24 protein-coding genes are annotated in these 15,889 nt (G+C 71.7%); all 24 read left to right on the top strand.

From position 1 onward, the window contains the following. The 24 genes from P2H44_RS06485 (at position 1) to P2H44_RS06370 (ending at position 15,886) form a co-directional block, all read left to right on the top strand. Complete coding sequence (locus tag P2H44_RS06485; protein WP_275762649.1) at positions 1-675, top strand: DUF3164 family protein; 675 nt, start codon at positions 1-3, stop codon at positions 673-675. A 4-nt stretch (positions 676-679) separates the two neighbouring features. Continuing rightward, complete coding sequence (locus tag P2H44_RS06480; protein ID WP_275762648.1) at positions 680-1,327, top strand: regulatory protein GemA; 648 nt, start codon at positions 680-682, stop codon at positions 1,325-1,327. Positions 1,328-1,330: 3 nt separating this feature from the next. Then, complete coding sequence (locus tag P2H44_RS06475; protein WP_275762647.1) at positions 1,331-1,675, top strand: hypothetical protein; 345 nt, start codon at positions 1,331-1,333, stop codon at positions 1,673-1,675. Then, positions 1,672-1,869, top strand: a complete 198-nt coding sequence (locus P2H44_RS06470; RefSeq protein WP_275762646.1) for a hypothetical protein — start codon at positions 1,672-1,674, stop codon at positions 1,867-1,869. The genes P2H44_RS06475 and P2H44_RS06470 overlap by 4 nt, the downstream gene beginning before the upstream one ends. A 7-nt stretch (positions 1,870-1,876) precedes the next feature. After that, positions 1,877-2,449 (top strand): MT-A70 family methyltransferase, encoded by a 573-nt coding sequence (locus tag P2H44_RS06465; protein WP_275762645.1) that lies wholly within the window; start codon positions 1,877-1,879, stop codon positions 2,447-2,449. After that, positions 2,442-2,819: a helix-turn-helix domain-containing protein gene (locus P2H44_RS06460; RefSeq protein ID WP_275762644.1), complete on the top strand. Its 378-nt coding sequence runs from the start codon at positions 2,442-2,444 to the stop codon at positions 2,817-2,819. Before P2H44_RS06465 ends, P2H44_RS06460 begins: the two co-directional genes overlap by 8 nt. 91 nt (positions 2,820-2,910) lie before the next feature. Beyond that, positions 2,911-3,831, top strand: coding sequence for a glycoside hydrolase family protein (locus P2H44_RS06455; RefSeq protein WP_275762643.1), 921 nt, complete (start codon positions 2,911-2,913; stop codon positions 3,829-3,831). Positions 3,832-3,833: 2 nt separating this feature from the next. After that, complete coding sequence (locus tag P2H44_RS06450; protein WP_275762642.1) at positions 3,834-4,370, top strand: 3TM-type holin; 537 nt, start codon at positions 3,834-3,836, stop codon at positions 4,368-4,370. Then, positions 4,367-4,711 carry a hypothetical protein gene (locus tag P2H44_RS06445; RefSeq protein ID WP_275762641.1) on the top strand — a complete coding sequence of 115 codons (345 nt, stop codon included), beginning with the start codon at positions 4,367-4,369 and terminating at the stop codon, positions 4,709-4,711. Before P2H44_RS06450 ends, P2H44_RS06445 begins: the two co-directional genes overlap by 4 nt. Continuing rightward, positions 4,711-5,010 (top strand): VpaChn25_0724 family phage protein, encoded by a 300-nt coding sequence (locus P2H44_RS06440; protein ID WP_275762640.1) that lies wholly within the window; start codon positions 4,711-4,713, stop codon positions 5,008-5,010. Before P2H44_RS06445 ends, P2H44_RS06440 begins: the two co-directional genes overlap by 1 nt. Before the next feature lies 1 nt (position 5,011). Beyond that, positions 5,012-5,611, top strand: a complete 600-nt coding sequence (locus P2H44_RS06435) for a DUF3486 family protein (RefSeq protein WP_275762639.1) — start codon at positions 5,012-5,014, stop codon at positions 5,609-5,611. Between the two features lie 328 nt (positions 5,612-5,939). Next, positions 5,940-7,604 (top strand): terminase large subunit domain-containing protein, encoded by a 1,665-nt coding sequence (locus tag P2H44_RS06430; protein WP_275762638.1) that lies wholly within the window; start codon positions 5,940-5,942, stop codon positions 7,602-7,604. Between the two features lie 106 nt (positions 7,605-7,710). Beyond that, the gene (locus P2H44_RS06425; protein WP_275762637.1) at positions 7,711-7,878 is read left to right on the top strand and encodes a hypothetical protein; all 168 of its coding nucleotides are present in this window, start codon (positions 7,711-7,713) and stop codon (positions 7,876-7,878) included. An 11-nt stretch (positions 7,879-7,889) separates the two neighbouring features. Further along, positions 7,890-9,533, top strand: coding sequence for a DUF935 domain-containing protein (locus P2H44_RS06420; protein WP_275762636.1), 1,644 nt, complete (start codon positions 7,890-7,892; stop codon positions 9,531-9,533). After that, positions 9,526-10,794: a phage minor head protein gene (locus P2H44_RS06415; RefSeq protein WP_275762634.1), complete on the top strand. Its 1,269-nt coding sequence runs from the start codon at positions 9,526-9,528 to the stop codon at positions 10,792-10,794. Before P2H44_RS06420 ends, P2H44_RS06415 begins: the two co-directional genes overlap by 8 nt. A 98-nt stretch (positions 10,795-10,892) precedes the next feature. Beyond that, positions 10,893-11,396: a phage virion morphogenesis protein gene (locus P2H44_RS06410; protein WP_275762632.1), complete on the top strand. Its 504-nt coding sequence runs from the start codon at positions 10,893-10,895 to the stop codon at positions 11,394-11,396. A gap of 150 nt (positions 11,397-11,546) precedes the next feature. Then, positions 11,547-12,671 carry a phage protease gene (locus P2H44_RS06405; RefSeq protein WP_275762631.1) on the top strand — a complete coding sequence of 375 codons (1,125 nt, stop codon included), beginning with the start codon at positions 11,547-11,549 and terminating at the stop codon, positions 12,669-12,671. After that, complete coding sequence (locus P2H44_RS06400; RefSeq protein ID WP_275762630.1) at positions 12,668-13,105, top strand: hypothetical protein; 438 nt, start codon at positions 12,668-12,670, stop codon at positions 13,103-13,105. Before P2H44_RS06405 ends, P2H44_RS06400 begins: the two co-directional genes overlap by 4 nt. 12 nt (positions 13,106-13,117) lie before the next feature. Further along, on the top strand, positions 13,118-14,011 hold the full coding sequence (locus P2H44_RS06395) for a Mu-like prophage major head subunit gpT family protein (RefSeq protein WP_275762629.1): 894 nt from the start codon (positions 13,118-13,120) through the stop codon (positions 14,009-14,011). A gap of 14 nt (positions 14,012-14,025) precedes the next feature. Then, positions 14,026-14,484 (top strand): hypothetical protein, encoded by a 459-nt coding sequence (locus P2H44_RS06390; protein ID WP_275762628.1) that lies wholly within the window; start codon positions 14,026-14,028, stop codon positions 14,482-14,484. A 102-nt stretch (positions 14,485-14,586) separates the two neighbouring features. Next, complete coding sequence (locus P2H44_RS06385) at positions 14,587-14,844, top strand: Acb2/Tad1 domain-containing protein (protein WP_275762627.1); 258 nt, start codon at positions 14,587-14,589, stop codon at positions 14,842-14,844. Between the two features lie 9 nt (positions 14,845-14,853). Then, on the top strand, positions 14,854-15,282 hold the full coding sequence (locus P2H44_RS06380; protein ID WP_275762626.1) for a gp436 family protein: 429 nt from the start codon (positions 14,854-14,856) through the stop codon (positions 15,280-15,282). Further along, positions 15,282-15,713 carry a phage tail terminator protein gene (locus P2H44_RS06375; RefSeq protein WP_275762625.1) on the top strand — a complete coding sequence of 144 codons (432 nt, stop codon included), beginning with the start codon at positions 15,282-15,284 and terminating at the stop codon, positions 15,711-15,713. The genes P2H44_RS06380 and P2H44_RS06375 overlap by 1 nt, the downstream gene beginning before the upstream one ends. Then, positions 15,710-15,886, top strand: coding sequence for a hypothetical protein (locus P2H44_RS06370; protein WP_275762624.1), 177 nt, complete (start codon positions 15,710-15,712; stop codon positions 15,884-15,886). Before P2H44_RS06375 ends, P2H44_RS06370 begins: the two co-directional genes overlap by 4 nt. The last annotated feature ends 3 nt before the right edge of the window (positions 15,887-15,889 follow it).

The following is a 15,889-nucleotide window of genomic DNA, read 5'->3' as shown; positions in this document are numbered from 1 at the left end:
ATGGCCCCCGAACCCACCGCCGCTGCCATCGCGACGCCCCCCGCCGAGATCCCCGACGGCCGCGTGCGCGTCGGCGCGGACGAGTACCTGCCCGATGCGAAGGGCAAGCTCGTCCCGGTCTCGCTGATCAAGCCGCAGGACCTGCTCGAGGACGAGACGGTCCGCAAGGTGATGGGCTATGCCGTGGCCCTCTCCGAACAGGTCGCCCGCTTCAAGGCCCACACGTTCGAGGACCTCGGCGACTTCGAGGCGCTGCTGGCGCAGGAGTACGAGGCGACCAAGGGCGGCGCGAAGGGCAACAAGACCTTCATGACCCACGACGGGCTGATGAAGGTGGTGGTCCAGGTCGCCGACCGGATCGACTTCGGCCCCCAGCTGCAGATCGCCAAGGAGTTGGTCGACGAGTGCCTCAACGAGTGGGCGGCCGACGCCCGCGATGAGATCCGCGCCATCGTCACCCGCGCCTTCAACACCGACAAGGCGGGCCAGATCAACCGCGCCGAGATCTTCATGCTCCTGCGCCTGGACATCCAGGACGAGCGCTGGCTCTCGGCCATGGTGGCGATCCGCGACGCGATGCGGGTGGTCGGCTCGAAGACCTACGTGCGCTGCTACCGCCGCGAGAGCCGCGAGGGCGAGTGGCAGGCCGTGACCATCGACCTGGCGAAGGCCTGAGCCGATGAGCGCGGTGAAGTCCATCTACGCGGGGATCCGGGCGCTCGGCATCGCCGAGGAGGACGATCGCCGCGCCCTCTACGAGCGTGTGACCGGCAAGCGCCGGCTCCGCGACATGACCCCTTCGGAGAAGTCCGACGTGGTCGCCGAACTGCGCCGGATGGGGTTCCGCCCCGCCGGCGGCCGGAAGCGCCTGGAAGGGCCCTACGCGCCCAAGCTGCAGGCGCTGTGGATCGCGGCCTGGAACCTCGGCCTGGTGCGCAGCCGCGAGGACGCCGCCCTGCTGGCCTTCGTGAAGCGCCAGGCTCGCGTCGACCACACCCGCTTCCTGATCGACGCCACCGCGGCCGCACGCGCGATCGAGGGCCTGAAGGCCTGGATCGCCCGCGACGGCGGGGTCCGCTGGGACGACGGGACCAGCTGCCCGCACTGGCTGAAGGACCACGGGGCGAAGATCGCCGTCGCGCAGTGGTATCGCCTGCGGCCCGAGTGGAAGGGCCCCATGCCCTCCCCCGAGTTCGAGGCCGCCCTCTTCGAGATCACCGGGCCGCGCAGCGGCCTGCACGCCCTGCGCCGGCTCGACTGGCGCGCGGTGAACAACGCCTGGGGCGCCCGCATCCGCGCGGGCGCAGGCGCGGCGCAGGAGGGCTGAGCCATGTGCGACCGAGACTTCCGCCCCGGGTGGTGGGTGATCCCCACGCTCGCCATCGAGGCCGCTGTGGTCGCCGTCGCGATGGTCGGCTGCGCCGTCAAGCCGGCGAAGGCCCAGGCGACCGTCGTCTGCGGCGAGTACGTCGCCATGGCCGCCGCGCTGCGCGCGCACGGCGAGGCGCCCGTGTTCCGCGGGCTCGACGTCCGCGGCTTCGTGGCCGAGGCCTGGGCCAGTCCGGGCGGCCGCTGGACCTGGCTGTCCGCTGCCCCGGACGGCCGCGCCTGCCTGGTCGCCGCCGGCGAGGCGGGCGGACCCATCGCCCTCGAGCCCGAGGAGCGCCAGGGATGACCCAGCTGACCCCCGCCCAGCGCGAGGACGCGATCCGCGTCATCCTCTACGCCCACGCCATCTACACCCACTGCATGGCCCAGCCCGTCGGCGCCCTCGCCCGCGCCGAGGCCCATGCCGCGGCCGAGCCCGCCCACCTCGACCTTCAGAGCGATGGTCAAGACGAGCGTTCCGCCCAAGTTCACGGCCGTTGAAACCCCGATGAACTGGCCCTTCGATCCCCTCGTCCCGATGAAGTACGGGGCCATCCTGGCGGACCCGCCGTGGCCCTACGAGATGCGCTCGGCGGCCGGCCACGGCCGCTCCCCCGAGGCGCATTACGAGACGATGCCGATCGAAGAGATCAAGGCGCTGCCGGTGCATCGCCTGGCGGGGCCGGACTGCCTGCTGTTCCTGTGGTCGACCTGGCCGCACCTGTCGTTGGCGCTGGAGGTGATCGAGGCCTGGGGCTTCGTCTACAAGACCGGCGGCGCCTGGACGAAGCGGGCGAAGAACGGGCGCGTCGCCATCGGGACAGGCTACCTGCTGCGCAGCTCGACGGAGCCCTTCCTCGTCGCGAGCCTCGGCTCGCCGGAGATCCGCGACCGCGCGGTGCGCAACCACATCGACGCCCTTCGCCGAGAGCACTCCCGCAAGCCGCCCGAGGCGCGCGCGATGCTGCGCCGGCTGCTGCCCCACGCCTGGGCCTGCGAGCTGTTCGCCACGGAGCCCTGGGCCGAGGGCGAGATCTGGGCCCCGAAGGCCCACGTGTTCCGGGAGGCGGCCGATGGCTGAGGTCCCCGCGGGCACTCCATCAGCGGTCGCCCCATACGTGCAGGTGCTGGGCGTCGACCTGACCGTCGAGGTGCTTCTCGCGCTCGGCGGCTCCGAGGTCTACCTCTCGCCCAGCTCCAACGGGTCCTCTCGGCTCGCCCGGATCGTCGGCCGAGAGAAGGCGGCGGAGCTGGCGGCGACGCTCGGCTCCGATCGCCAGCGGCGGATCCCGACCGCGAAGGCCTGGCTCGCCGAGCGCCTCGCCGAACAGGGATTGCCCAAGGCGGAGATCGCCCGCAGACTGCACGTCACCGACGTCTCGGTCCGCGGCTGGCTCGACCGCGCCGCTCGTCGCGCCGCCGGAGATCCCCGCCAGCCCCGCCTGATCTGAGGCTCATCCGCAAACCCTTGCGGATGATGCTGCGGCGCCGGCATCGCCATACTGACCCCCGAATTTCGAGATCGCATCGGACGGGGGCGACATGCACACGAGCGCCGAAGGGGTGACCTTCCTGGAACGGCACGAGGGCGTCGTCCTCAAGGCCTATCGCGACGTCGTCGGCGTCTTGACCATCGGCCCGGGCCTGACGAAGGCCTCCGGGGTGGTCGATCCGAAGCCCGGCATGGTGATCACCGCCGAGGAATCGGCGCGCCTCACCGCCCTGGCGCTGGCGCGGAACTACGAGCCCGCGGTGCTGGCCGAGATGCCCATGGCGAACCAGCACGAGTTCGATGCCGGCGTCAGCTTCCACTGGAACACCGGCGCCATCGCGAAGGCCTCCTGGGTCGACGCCTGGGTTCTCGGCGAATGGGACCTAGTCCGCGAGAAGATGCTTCTCTGGATCAATGGCGGCGGCAGGGTGCTGCCCGGCTTGCAGCGTCGCCGCGAGGAGGAGTACTCGCTGCTGCGCTTCGGCGTGTACCACGGCAAACCTCCCGTGCCGCATCCGGCTTCGCTCGTCGCCCGCGAGGTGGTGCCGCTCGGCCCGGACGAGGTGGCCGCCCTGCGCGAGGCGCTCTCGTCGCTGGGCTACGATCCGGGCGAGGGGCTCTCGGGCGTCTCGGTGGAGGCGGTGCGCGCCTTCCAGGCCGACCATGACCTGACCGTCGACGGCATCATCGGGCGCGCCACGCTCTCCACCGTCCAGCGCATGATCGACGCCCGCCGGAAGGTCGCGACCGCCGCGGTCGCCGGCGGCGGCGCCGGGACCACCGCGCCGATCGCCGCCGAGACCGCCGCGGCGGCGGCCGACTTCCCCGCCTGGGCCGAATGGGTCGCCTGGGCGGTCGTGGCGCTCGCCGTCGCCCGCCTCGCCTGGTTGGCCTGGAGCTACCGCGACGCGCTCGCCGCGCGGGTCCAGGGCAAGGCTCCCGGCGTCGCCGCCCGCCTGCGGAGGATCTGATCATGCTGCCCGTCATCGCCCCGCTGCTCGCCACCGTCGCCGCTCAGGTCGGTGCGCCCCTGATCGAGCGGGTGCTCGCCGGGCGGATCGGAGCCGAGAACGCCGGCCTCGTCTCCGGCGTCGTCAGCTCCATCGCGACCCATGCCGGCGTGAAGCCGGAGGCGCTGCCCGACCTGCAGCGCGATGCGCCGGACAAGCTCGAGGCCGCTGTCGCCGCGGCCGAGCGCGAGGCGCCCGAGCTGATCGCCCTGTACGCGGCGGAGCTGGAGTCGAAGACCACCCTGCTGCTCGCCGAGATGAGGGAGCCGCGCTGGACCTGGGCGTGGCGGCCGCTGGGCATGTACGGGATCGGCGCGCTCTGGTTCTGGAACGTGATCGTGCTCCACGTCCTGAACGCGATCTTCAAGATCGCCCTGCCGCAGATGCCGCTGGGCGAGCTGTTCAACCTCACCGCGCTGTTCCTCGGCCTCTACATGGGCGGGCACACCGTCAAGGACGCGGTCGGCAAGGTCGCCTCGCGGTTCGGGAGGCCCGCGTGACGGCCGCCTCTCCCGAGATCGCGAGCATCATCGTCTGGGCAGCGGGCGTCTCCAACCTCGTCGCGCTGGGGACCACGGTCTGGAACATCGTCTCCTCCGGCGCGCGGACCAACGCAAAGACGCTGGAGGAGCACGCGCGTCGCCTGGACCTGGTCGAGCGCGAGATTGAGCTGGTCAAGGCGAAGCTCGACCGCGGCCCGACGCCCGAGGCGATGCAGCAGATCTTCGTCACGCTGGCGCGGATGGAAGGTCAGATGGAGGTCTTCAACGAACGCCTCATGCCGGTGAAGGCCATCGCCGAGCGCCTGCAGGAGCAGGCCCTTTCGGAGGGCAAGCGCTGATGGACATGCAGACCCTGATCCGCGAGGACGCCCGCCTGGTGATCCTGAAGGCGCTGGCCGAGCAGGTCGACGAGTCGCTGAACTCCGGCATCCTGGTCGAGCATCTGCGCCTGTTCGGCATCCGCAAGGATCGCGGCTGGGTTCACGACGAGCTGGCCTGGCTCGCCGAGCGCGGCGCCGTTACCGTCATGGAGGCCGGCACGGTCCAGGTCGCCACCCTGACCGACAAGGGCCACCGGCACCTGCAGCGCGAGATCGCCATCGAGGGCGTGAAGCGTCCCTCGCGCCCGGGCGCCTGACATGGCGCGCAGCGCGCGGTCCCGCGGCCGGGGGCGCCTCTCCAAGATCGACCTGATGCCGCCCGAGGCGGACGGCATCATCTCCTGGGCGGCCCAGGAACTGGCGAAGCGCGAGCGCACCCAGACGGAGATCTACGCCGAGTTCGTCGAGAAGTGCCGCGAGCTGGAGGCCGAGTACCGCGGCGAAATCCAGATCGACGAGCCATCCTTCAAGGGGTTCAACCGCTACTCCACCCAGCTCGCCCGGATGATCCGGCAGCAGGAGCGCACCCGCGAGATCGTCGCGGCACTGGCCGACCGCTACAACGCGAAGGACTCGGACGATCTGACCATCATGGCGGGCGAGGCGATCAAGAGCCTCGTGTTCAACATGCTGGGCGACGCGGACGGGTCGATGGCCCCGCAGGAGGCCATGTTCCTCGCCTCCGCCTTCAAGTCGGCCGTGCAGGCGCAGAGCGTCAGCTCCCAGCGCCGCGCGAAGCTGGAGAAGGAGTTCGCGGGCAAGCTCGACCAGGCCGTCGAAACCGTCGCCCGCGCCAAGGGCCTCACCGCCGAGACCGCCGAGGCGATCAAAGCCCAGATCCTCGGGGTGGCGACGTGACCGTCTTCCGCGCCGTCTCGCCCGATCCGCGCCCCTGGCATGGCGCCTCCCGCGCCACGCCCGAGGACGCTCGCCTGGAGGCCGTGCGCCGCGCCGCCGGCTACGCCTGCAGCAACGACGAGCTGCGCGCCCAGATCTGGCGCTCGCTCGCCCGTGCCGGTTGGCGGATCGAGGAGGTGAACGCCTCGGGGCGCCATGTTCGATGGGATGAGGATGACGCCCGGTCCGGGTACGTGAGGGCGCGGCCGATATCGCCGGGGCGGGCAGCCGGCCGCGAGACCGGGCGTCCCGTTCATCCTGCGTCGTTCTCTGAGTCGGGGCAATCTCGATGAACGCGCCCATCTCCAGGGAGGACTGGGAGCGCCAGCGGCGCGAAGCGACCGAGGCGATGCCCAGCCTCGTCGCCGAGGTCGGCCTGCCGAAAGTGCTCCTGGCCTATCAGGCGAAGACCGTCCATCTCCTGGACACCGCCGCCCACCGCGTCCTGGTCATCGAGAAGAGCCGTCGGGTCGGCGTGACCTGGGCGCTGGCGGCCTACGCCGTCCTGCGCGCCGGGCGCGAGAAGCCCGCCGGCGGCATGGACGCCATGTACATCTCCTACTCCCAGGAGATGACCCGCGAGTTCGTAGACGCCTGCGCCATGTGGGCCCGGGCCTTCGCCATGGCCTCGTTCGAGACCGAGGACTTCCTGTTCCCGGACGGCGACGCCGAGGGCGACCGCTCGATCCAGGCCTTCCGCATCCGCTTCGCCTCGGGCTTCGAAATCATCGCCCTCTCGTCCGCCCCGCGCTCGCTGCGCGGCAAGCAGGGCGTGGTGATCATCGACGAGGCGGCCTTCGTCGAGAGCCTGCCCGAGCTGCTGAAGGCCGCCCTCGCCTTCCTGATGTGGGGCGGCCAGGTGGTGGTGTGCTCCACCCACAACGGCGCGGAGAACCCGTTCAACGAGCTGGTCCAGGACGTGCTCTCGGGGCGCAAGCCCTACGCCCACGAGCGCATCGACCTCGACCAGGCGCTGCGCGACGGGCTCTACCAGCGCATCTGCCTGGTCACCGGGACCGAATGGTCGCCAGAGGCGGAGGCCGACTGGCGCCAGGACATCATCGACTTCTACGCCGAGGGCGCGGACGAGGAGCTGTTCTGCATCCCCTCCATGGGCTCGGGCGCCTGGCTGCCCGCGCCCTTGATCGAGGCGCGCATGACGGCCGAAGCCCCGGTCCTGCGCCTGGAGTTGCCGGCGAACTTCCTGCAGCTGCCCACCGTCGAGCGGCTGTCGCTCCTGACCCCGTTCATGGAGGAGCTGGAGACGGCGCTCGCGGCGCTCGACCTGTCGCCGCGGTTCGCCTTCGGCTTCGACTTCGGCCGCGTCGCCGACCTGACCGTCGCCGTGCTGCTGGCGATCGAGCAGAACCTGCGCCGGCGCGAGGCGCTCTCGATCGAGCTGCGCGGCGTCCCGGGCCACGAGCAGAAGGCGATCGTGCGCATGGTGCTGGAGCATGTCCGCGCCCGCCTGCTCGGCGCCGCCTTCGACGCCACCGGCATGGGCTGGACGGTCGCCGAGGACATGGGCCGCCTCTTCGGGCTGCGCGAGGGCGAGGAGGGCTCCGGCCTGGTGATGGCGATCAAGTTCACCGAGGACTGGTATCGCCAGCATATGCCGCCCGTGAAGGCGGCGTTCGAGGACGACATGATCGCCCTCTCGCCGGACGAGCATCACCTCTCCGACCTTCGGACCGTGAAGCTGATCCGCGGCGTGCCGCGGGTGCCGCCGACTCGAGAGGGCGAGAAGGGCAAGAAGCGCCACGGCGACTACGCCATCGGCCTCGCGCTTGCCCACTTCGCCAGCCGCCAGCGCTGGGTCGAGTACGGCTACACGCCCGTCGGCCGCTCCCCGGACCGGAGCCGCGGCGAGATGCACGATCTGCCCGACGAGCGCGGCCCCGGCCGCAGCTGGTGGAAGCCGCCGCTGGGCGGCGGTCTCAGAGGAGGCTTCTGACGCCCGCCGCACCGCCGCCCCCGAACGTGGTGCGGGTCTAGTTCAAGCCGCATGGCTATGCTGGGCATGAGGAATCTCTGATCCAGCTATGAAACCGGAGGACAGCATGAAGACGCTGCAGGATGACCAGGCCGCTGTACTGGCGGCGCTCCTGGACCGGATCGAACTCGAGTACTCGGCCGTCCTCCGCCTCATGGAGCGATCGCTCGAGCGAGAGTACGGCTTGGTCGATGTGGCCAGCACGCTCCGTCAGGCGCGTGCGGCGCTGGAGTGAAGGAAGCAGCCATGGCCCGCCCCCCCGTCCTGCTCGATGCCTACGGCAGTCCGGTGCAGCGCCCCGTCCTGACGCAGGAGGTGGCCGCGGCCACCATCGGCGGCGTGCGCCAGCCGATCTCCGGCTATCCGGCCGACGGGCTGAACCCGGTCCGGCTGGCGAGCATCCTTCGCGAGGCCGACCAGGGCGACCCGGTGCGCTACCTGGAGCTGGCCGAGACGATCGAGGAGCGCGACCCGCACTACCTCGGGGTGCTCGGCACGCGCAGGCGCTCGGTGAGCCAGATCGACATCACCGTCGAGCCGGGCTCCGACGACGCCCGCGACATCGAGATCGCCGACATGGTCCGCGACTGGCTCGACCGCGACGAGCTGGCCGACGAACTCTTCGACATTCTCGACGCGCTGGGGAAGGGCTACAGCTTCACCGAGATCATCTGGGACACCTCCGAGGGCCACTGGCGCCCCGCCCGGCTGGAGCGGCGCGATCCGCGCTGGTTCCGCTTCGAGCGCCGGGACCTCGCCACCCCGGTGATGCTGGAGGAGGGCGGCCGGGAGGTCCCGCTGCCGCCCTTCAAGTTCATCTTCGCTACGATGAAGGCGAAGAGCGGCCTGGTCCTGCGCTCCGGCCTGGCGCGGGTGGCCGCCTGGGGCTGGATGTTCAAGGCCTACACCCAGCGGGACTGGGCGATCTTCACGCAGACCTATGGCCAGCCGCTGCGGATCGGCAAGTTCGGGGCCGGCGCGACCGAGGGCGACAAGGACACCCTGTTCCGGGCCGTGGCGAACATCGCCGGCGACTGCGCGGCCATCGTGCCCGAGAGCATGACCATCGACTTCATCGAGTCGAAGAACGTCGGGCCGGGCTCCGAGCTGTACCTGCAGCGTTCGGACTGGCTCGATCGGCAGATCTCGAAGGCGGTGCTGGGCCAGACCACCACCACCGACGCGGTCTCCGGCGGGCACGCCGTCTCGAAGGAGCACCGCCTCGTCCAGGAGGACATCGAGCGCGCCGACGCGCGGGTCCTGCAGGGCATCCTGAACCGCGACCTGATCCGGCCGTGGGTGGATCTGGAGTACGGGCCGCAGGCGCGCTACCCGCGGCTGCGCATCGCCCGGCCGGAGGCCGAGGACCTCAAGCAGCTGGCCGAGTCGCTGAACATCCTGGTGCCGCTCGGCGTGCGCGTGTCGATGAGCGAGGTGCGCGACCGCTTCGGCCTCGCCGACCCCGGGCCGGACGACGAGATCCTCGTGCCCAGGGCGGCTCCGGCCCCGCCGGCCGCGCCTGCGCCGGGCGCCCCGGGTCAGGATGGGCCCATGAAAGCCGTCTCGGCCGAAATTAAAGGGGGTGCGGCCGATCCGGGTACCGAAGCGCCCCAGATGGAAGACGGCGCTCCTGGGGCCGTTTTTGGGGGGGTCTCGCCGGAGGCGCTCCTGGCCGACCGTCTCGCGGTCGAGGCGCAGCCCGCCATGGGCGAGATGATGGCCCGGATCGAGGCGATGGTCGAGGCCGCGCAGGACATGGACGAGCTGCGCGAGATGTTCCTCGCCGCCTTCCCGAAGCTCGACGCCTCGGGCCTGGCGAACGCGCTGGCGCTCGGCCTGCTCGCCGCCCAGGGCGCGGGGCGCGCCGAGGTGGTGGGCGAGGATGGTTAACGCCGCCGGCGTCCTGCGGCAGCCGTTCAAGGAACAGGTCGCCGCCTACCGCCTCCGCCTCGGCGAGCTGGTCCCGACGGCGCGCTGGGACGACATCGAGCGCGAGGCCCACGACCGGGCCTTCATGGTCGCCGGCGCGGCGAAGGCGGACCTGCTCGCCGACCTCGCCGCGGCGGTCGACCGGGCGGTGACCGAAGGGACCGGGATCGAGGCGTTCCGGAAGGACTTCCGCGCCATCGTCGAGCGTCGAGGCTGGCACGGCTGGACCGGCGAGGGGACGGCGGCGGGCGAGGCCTGGCGCACGCGGACCATCTACAAGACCAACATGCTGACCAGCTACGCCGCGGGCCGTCACGCCCAGCTGCGCGCCGGCGGCTTCGACTTCTGGGTCTACCGCCACTCGGGCGCCGAGCACCCGCGGCTCGACCACCTGTCCTGGAACGGGCTGGTGCTGGAGGCGGACCATCCGTTCTGGGCCCAGCACTACCCGCCCAACGGCTGGGGCTGCGGCTGCAAGGTCCGGGGCGCCCATTCCCGCCGCGGCGCGCGGCGGGTGGGCGGCGATCCCGACAAGGCGCTGCCCGAGGGCTGGGACGCGATCGACCCGAAGACCGGCGCGCCGAAGGGGCTGGGCAAGGGCTGGGACTATGCGCCGGGCGCCTCGGTCCAGGCGGAGATCCGCGCCTCGGCCGAGAAGGTGGTCCGCTGGCCCTACGAGATCGGCAAGGCCTACATGACCTCCCTGCCGCCGGCGCAGGCCGACGCGCTCTCCCAGGCCTACCGCCGCCTTCCCTCTCTCGCCGACGACCTGCGCCGCTATGCCGAGCGCGCGTTGGGCGAGCGGAACGGCGCGCCGATCGCCGGGCCGGTCCTGCAGGAGAAGACCCGGACGCTCGGCCTGCTCACGTCGGACCAGCAGACCGAGGTCGGCGCGATCCTCGGCGACGTGGCGGGGTTCGACTTCGTGATGACGTCCCCTGCGGTCGAGCACATCCGCGCCCGCCATGGCGATCCGGAGACCGAGCGTCGCCGCGGGCAGATCGCGATCGGTCCCGCCGACTACCGGCTCCTGCCGCTGCTTCTGGCAGGGTGGGACGAATTGAAGGCGGGAGAGGAGCCCGAGCGGATCCAGGTGAGCAGGACGATCGGCGGAGAGCGGGTCCACGCGATCTTCGAGCGCCGCGCCAATCGGCGGCTGCTGGCGCTGATCACCATGTGGCGGGTGAAGGTTGGAGGGGCCCCCAGGAGCCAACGCCCTTAGCACGACCGGGTGTTCAATCCGGTCTCCCGATGCGCCCCGCATGAATATAGGCGCCTCGCCGCCTGATGTCGACGGCGCCCCCTGACAGGAGATCTCCGATGCTGCGGGTTCAGCTCGACGCCGATGCGGCCTTCGCCGCCCTCGACCGCCTGGCGGGCGCGCTCGACGACATGACGCCGGTGATGGCCGAGATCGGCGAGCAGCTGCAGGAGACGACGGAGGCGCGGTTCGACCAGGGCGCGGATCCCGAGGGCCATCCCTGGGCGCCGAAGTCGCAGACGACGATCGACGCCTACGTGCGGCGCGGCAAGCCCGCCGACCGCCGGCCGCTCTGGGGGCCCGGCGAGGGCATCCGGCTGGCGCGGAGCTTCCATTCCGTGTTCGGCCCGAGCTTCGTGGAGATCGGCACCAACGCCATCCAGTCGGCGGTGATGCAGTTCGGCGCGAAGAAGGGCGCCTTCGGCAAGACGAAGCGCGGCTCGTCGATCCCCTGGGGCGACATCCCGGCCCGCCCGTTCCTCGGCCTCTCCGAGCTGGACCGGCAGAACATCGCTGACACGGTCGAAGAGTGGCTGGAGCGCGTGGCCGAGCGCGGGCGTTGACCGCCCGCCGCGGGCGCCGCAGGCTCGGGAGGTAGCCGCGGTTCAGGCCCGCCGAACCCGGCGTTCAAGCCCCTTTCAAGCCAGCTTCCATGACCCATCCGCAAGCGCTTGCGGATGATGCCGGCGCGCGAAATCCGCGATGATTCGCCCATGCCGACGCACACCCATATCGCCATGATGGCCCAGCAGCCGCTCCCCGCGTCCGCGGAGGGCGGCGACGCGCCGGAGTGGATCCACCTGCTGCCTGCGCCGGCGGACGGTCTGCTGCAGACCGCCGACAACCGCGGCCCCTATCGGCTGGAGCGCGCCGAGCTGCAGGCGATCATCGACCGCAGCTTCGAGCGCGCTCCCCAGATCGAGATCGACATCAACCACGCCACCTACCTGGCCGCGAAGAACGGCGGCCGGTCGGACGCGGTCGGCTGGATCGTCGAGATGCAGGCCCGCGAGGACGGGATCTGGGGCCGCGTCGACTGGACCCCCGAGGGCCGCCGCCTGGTCGCCGATCGCGCCTATCGCGCGATCTCGCCGGTGCTGATGGCCGATCGCTCCAAGACCGTCGCCTCGATCGCCAACGCGAGCCTGGTGAACCGACCCAACCTGCGCGGGCTGGCCGCGCTCAATTCCGAGGAGGCCCTCATGGACGAGGTGCTCGCCAAGCTGAAGAAGATGCTCGGCCTCGCCGAGGATGCGGAGACGGAGGAGATCTACCGCTCGCTGAGCGCCGTGATCGACGCCGCCGCCGCCGAGAAGGCGAAGGCCGCGACCTCGGCCGAGCTGCAGTCGCAGCTGGGCGAGATCGGCGTCGTCCTGGGCCTGCCCAAGGACGCCGCGCCCAAGGACGTGCTGGCGGCGGCGAAGACCGCCAAGGCCGGCGGCGGCAAGGAGGGCGAGCTGATCGCCGCGCTCCAGTCCGAGCTGACCGAGATGGCCTCCGAGCTGGAGACCCTGAAGAGCGACGGCGCCAAGGCCCGGGCCGAGACCTTCGTCGACGGCGCGATCCGCGACGGCCGTCACGGCGTGGCGCCCAAGCGCGAGCTTTACGTCTCCATGCACATGGAGAACCCCGCCCGCACCGAGGAGCTGGTCGCCGGTCTGCCCAAGATCCGCGCCGGCGCCATCGTGCCCGCCGATCCGCCGTCGAAGGACGGCGAGATCCACCTCAACGCCGAGCAGGCGGACGCCGCCCGCCTTCTGGGCATCCCCCGCGACGACTACGCGAAGACGCTCGCCGCCGAGCGCCAGGCGCGTGACAGCCAGGAGCAGACCCGATGACCGCGCTCACCGAGGGCCGCAACACGCCCCAGCGGCTGCCCGGCGATCGCGCCGGCCCGGTCGCCGCCAGCGTCCTGATCCACGCCGGAGCGCTCGTGATGCGCAACGCCGCCGGCTATCTGACCAAGGGCGCCACCGCCACCGGCTCCGTCGGGGTCGGTCGCGCCGAGGCGCGGGTCGACAACTCGTCCGGCTCGGCGGGCGACGCGACGCTGACCTTCCGGCCGGGCGTCTTCCGCTTCGCCAACTCGGCTTCCACCGACGAAATCACGATCGCCGAGGTCGGCGACGTCTGCTTCGTCGTGGACGACCAGACCGTCGCCAAGACGAACGGTTCGTCGAGCCGCTCGCCCGCCGGGATCGTCGAGGACGTCGACGCCCTGGGCGTCTGGGTCCGCCTGGACGAGGCCCTCACCAAGACCGCGGCCGCCTAAGGAGTCGCCCAGATGCTCATCACCAACGCCAACCTCGAAGCGCTGCGCGTCGGCTTCAAGACGGCCTTCCAGGCCGGCCTGGGCATGGCCCCGCAGATGCGCGAGCGCATCTCCACCCGGATCGACTCCACCCACATGGAGGAGAAGTACGGCTGGCTCGGCGAGCTGCCCGACGTCCGGGAGTGGGTCGGCGAGCGCGTGGTCCACAGCCTGAAGGAGCACGACTACGCGATCCGCGAGAAGCCCTGGGAACTGACGCTCGGCGTCCCCCGCCGGAACATCGAAACCGACAACCTCGGGACCTTCAACGCCCGCTTCACGGCGTTCGGCCGCAGCACCGGGTCGAAGTGGGAGACGCTGGTCTGGGGCGCGCTGAAGGCGGGCTTCACCACCGAGTGCTACGATGGCCAGTTCTACTTCGACACCGACCACCCGGTGATCGCCGAGGACGGCTCGATGACCACCGTCTCGAACTCGGGCGGCGGCTCCGGCACGAACTGGTTCCTGATCGACACGAACCACTTCCTGCTGCCTGTGATCCACCAGGTGGGCAAGGACTTCAACTTCGTCGCCAAGGACAACCCGACCGACGAGAACGTCTTCAATCGGGCCGAGTTCGTCTACGGCGCCGAGGGCTACGCGAACGTGGGCTACAGCCTCTGGCAGATCGCCTACGGCTCCAAGCAGACGCTGGACGCCTCGGCCTATGCCACCGCCCGCGCGGCGATGACCGGCATGAAGGGCGACTACGGCCGCCCGCTGGGCCTGATGCCCAACCTCCTGGCGGTGCCGCCCGCCCTGGAGAGCGCCGGCCGCAAGATCCTGAACTCCGAGTACGGGACCGGCGGCGTCACCAACGAGTGGAAGGGGACCGCCGAGCTGCTCGTCGTGCCCTGGCTCGCCTGACCGAGGGCCCGGACATGACGCGCAAGACCAATACCAAGGGGCGGGCCGCGGACGAGGAGGCGAAGACCTCCGCTGCGGCCGAGAAGCCCGAGCAGGAGCCGGCGACGAAGCCGGCCACGGCGGAGGCGACCGAGACCGTCTCCGCCACCCATTCCGAGGGGCAGGCCGAGGACCAGGGGGCGCAGACCTCCGCCTCGGCCGAGGGAGGGACGCAGGCGCCGGAGGCCGATGCGGCGCCGGCGGCCTCGGGGGAGGACGGAGGCGCTCCCGAGCCTGCCATCCAGGACGACGAGCCCTCCGGCCTGGAGGTGGTCGTGGTCGGCCCGAAGCGGGGCCGCTGGCGGGCCGGTCGCCACTTCGGCGCCGAGCCGGTCCGCATCCCGGAGGAGGAGCTGAGCGAGGACGACAAGGCCGCGCTGCTCGCCGACCCCGTCCTGATCGTGTCCGTCGCGGAGGTCTCTCGCCGCCCGTGACGTCCGGCCGACGGATGCGTCCCGGCGGTCTCGGCCCGGCGTAGGGGCCCTCCCGGCGGCGACGCTCGTCGCCGCCGGGGTTCACCCGAGGAAGAGAGCCCCATGGCCGACCATGTCCCCAGCGAGAGCGACCAGCGCACCGAGAACAGCGGCGTGCGCCATGCCTACCGCGTCCTGACCGAGGCCGAGAAGGCGCAGATGGTCGAGGTGAAGGATCTCGGCGCGGCCTTCATCGCCAAGCTCCACGAGATCGGCGGCACCGACCCGGCCGGCGATCGCTTCGCCAGCCGCGACCTGGCGCTCGCCAACACTCACGCCGAGGACGCCGTCATGCGCGCCGTCCGCCACATCACCGCCTGAGCCGCCGCCATGTCCTACGCCACCCTCCAGCAGCTGACCGACCGCTACGGCGAGCGCATGCTCGTGATGCTGACGGACCGCGGCGAGACCGCCACCCGCCAGATCGACGGCGACACGGTCGACCGCGCCCTGGCGGACGCCGACGCGCTGATCGACGGCTACCTGGCCGGCCGCTACGCGCTGCCGCTCGCCGAGACGCCGCCGTTGATCGTCGACCTCGCCCAGCGGATCGCGATCTGGAACCTCCACACCTCGGCCGCCGACGAGAAGATCGAGGCCGACTACAAGGACGCCCGCGCCACCCTGAAGGACATCGCCTCGGGCGCCGCGCGCCTGCCCGTCGCCGGCGTCGAGCCGCCCAGCTCGGGCGCCTCGGGCGTGCGGATCACGGACCGCGAGCGGCCGATGACCGAGGCGAACATGAAGGGCTGGATCTGATGATCGCGGAGCTGAAGGCCCGGCTCGAGGCGCAGGTTCCGCGCCTGGCGGGGCGCATCGAGGGCGCGGCCGATCTCTCCGAGCTGAGCCGCAAGGGCGCCTGGCCCCAGCACACCCCGGCCGCGCATGTGATCCCCCTCGGCCTGCAGGGCCGCGGGGCGCATGCCGCCGTCGGCCTCTTCACCCAGGTGCTGCACGAGATGGTCGCCGTGGTGCTGACCCTGCGGACCTACGACCGCACCGCCGGCGACGACCTGCCCGAGCTGGACGAGCTGATCCAGGCCGTCCTGGTCGCCGTCGCCGGCTGGGGCCCCGACGAGGCCATGGGCGTCTTCGAGCTGGCCCGCGGCTCCCTCCTGCACAACCGCGACGGCGTGCTCGTCTACCAGCTCGACTTCGTGATCGCCGACCAGCTGAGGATCCCCGCATGAGCAAGACGCCCCGCAAGCCCGCCAAGCCCGCGCCGCGGCCGGCGCTGCCCTCGGGCGGCGGGAGCTGGACCCGCACCCCCGACGGAGGGCTGAAGCCCGCCGCCGCCCCGGCCGCCCCCGCGCCCACCCCGAACCCCGCGCCCGCCGAGCCGGCCGGCGAGACGGAGGACTGAGCC

Origin of the sequence: Albimonas marina (genome assembly GCF_029223255.1) — a bacterium.
Lineage (GTDB): Bacteria > Pseudomonadota > Alphaproteobacteria > Rhodobacterales > Rhodobacteraceae > Albimonas.
This window is presented reverse-complemented; position numbering and strand designations above follow the sequence as displayed.